The 1,997-nt window shown below is 68.5% G+C and carries 2 protein-coding genes; both read left to right on the top strand.

The window, feature by feature from the left end:
- Positions 1 to 1,059 (top strand): sensor histidine kinase (locus AC5RWT_RS36910; protein ID WP_494084544.1); only part of this gene is annotated, 1,059 nt, incomplete at its 5' end.
- Positions 1,052 to 1,771: a response regulator gene (locus tag AC5RWT_RS36905; protein ID WP_494084543.1), complete on the top strand. Its 720-nt coding sequence runs from the start codon at positions 1,052 to 1,054 to the stop codon at positions 1,769 to 1,771. The genes AC5RWT_RS36910 and AC5RWT_RS36905, both read left to right, overlap by 8 nt.
- Positions 1,772 to 1,997 lie beyond the last annotated feature (226 nt).

The following is a 1,997-nucleotide window of genomic DNA, read 5'->3' as shown; positions in this document are numbered from 1 at the left end:
TTGCTGCTGGCCGGCGGCGCCGCCCTGGTGTGGCGGCGCCGGTCGCCGCTGCTGGTGCTGGCTGTCATCGCCCTGGTGGATTTTCTGATCGTGGTACTGACCAGTACCGGCAGCGGCTCCTTTGCCATGTGGTTCGCCGTCTACACGGTGGCCACCACCCGGCCGGCCGTCCGGGCCATCGTGGCAGCAGTCCTCGCCGCCGTGCCTATGCTGGTGGGGATGGGCGTCCGGATGCCGCCGGAGATCGTCAAGCAGATCGCCCTCGGGGAGGTCCCGAGCTACGTTGGGCTGGTCACCGGCCTGGTGCTGGTTTTGGCCAACGTCATCGCCGCGGGCATCGGCGTTACGGTGCGCCGCGACCGGCTCCATGACGCCGAACTCCAGGCCTGGGCGGCCGACAACGCCCGGCTGGCGTCGGCGACCGAACGCACCCGGATTGCCCGCGAGATGCACGACGTGGTGGCGCATTCGCTCTCGGTGATGATCGCGCTCTCGGATGGCGCCGCCGTCGTCGCGCGCAAGGACCCGGAACGTGCCGGCGAGGTCCTGGACCAGCTCTCGGCGACCGGCCGGTCGGCGCTGGCTGACATGCGCAGGGTGCTGGGGGTGTTGCGCAGCGAGAATGGTACCGACGCGGCCCCGCTGGTGCCGGTCCCGTCCGGGGACCAGCTGTCCGGGCTGCTGGACGGTTTCCGTGCGGCCGGCTTGCCGCTGCGCACGGTCATGGCGGGGCCGGCTCTGCCGGACGACCAGAATTTCCGGCTCAGCGTGTTCCGCATTGTGCAGGAGTCGCTGACCAACGTGCTGCGCTACGCCAAAGGCGTGTCCAGGGTGGACGTTGCGTTAATCCGCGACGGCGATGCCATCCACATCACGGTGGCCGACGACGGCCGGCAGGATGGGGCGGCTGATTCACTGGGCACCGGCCAAGGCCTGCATGGCATGCGCGAGCGGGCCGCCATCTACGGCGGCCACGTTGCCGCCGGTCCGCGGTCCGGCGGTGGTTGGATGGTGGAGGCAACCCTGTATTGGCCCGGAGAGGAAAACAAGAGTGTCTGACAGCGCGGATGGGAGCCCGGCCGGGCCGGTGAAAGTGCTGCTGGTGGACGACCAGCCGCTGCTGCGGATGGGCTTCAAGCTCATTCTGGAGGGCGAGGACGACGTCGCCGTGGTGGGGGAGGCGTCCGACGGGGCCGAGGCCCTGGAGTCGGCGCGTGCACTGTCCCCCGACGTGGTGCTGATGGACGTCCGGATGCCGGTGATGGACGGGATCGAAGCAACCCGGCAAATCGTGTCCGCCGGGCTGTGCGCACGGGTGATCATCCTGACAACGTTCGACCTGGACGAGTATGCCTTCGCCGGACTGCAGGCAGGCGCCAGCGCCTTTTTGCTGAAGGACGTGGCACCTGCCGAGCTGGTCCAGGCGGTGCGCCTGGTCTCCAGCGGCGACGCCGTGGTGGCTCCGCGGGTGACGGCGCGCCTGCTGGAAACCTACGTGCGCGGCCTGGCTCCCGGCGGCAGCCCGGCGGCGCCGCCTCAGCGCGACCCCTTGCTGGATGACCTGACGCCCCGGGAACTGGAAGTCCTGGGGACCATCGCCGAGGGGCTCTCCAACGCCGAGATTGCGCACCGGTTCTTCCTCTCGGAAGCCACCGTGAAAACCCACGTCCGGAGGATCCTGGCCAAGCTGCACCTGCGCGACCGGGTGCAGGCCGTGGTGTACGCCTACGAGACCGGACTGGTGGTGCCCAGCCAGGGGCTGGACTACTGACGCAGGCCGCAGCCGCCGATTCACGGGCCCGGACCGGCGTCCGGTACCATTGATAAGTCTGTGCTGTCAGCGTCAGCTGGCATTTCCCTGTGAGAATAGCCAAAACACACGGAAGTCGCCGCGCGGTGTCAGGCAGGCAACGCAACAGAACCTCCTGTTACGGAAAGACCGTGACCGCTTAGCCCGAAGGAGGTGGGTTCACAATGCGTGCTTATGAACTGATGGT

It is taken from the genome of Arthrobacter sp. Dra40, from assembly GCF_059091905.1.
The sequence above is the reverse complement of the archived record's forward strand: the minus strand, read 5'-3'. Positions and strand labels throughout refer to the sequence as shown.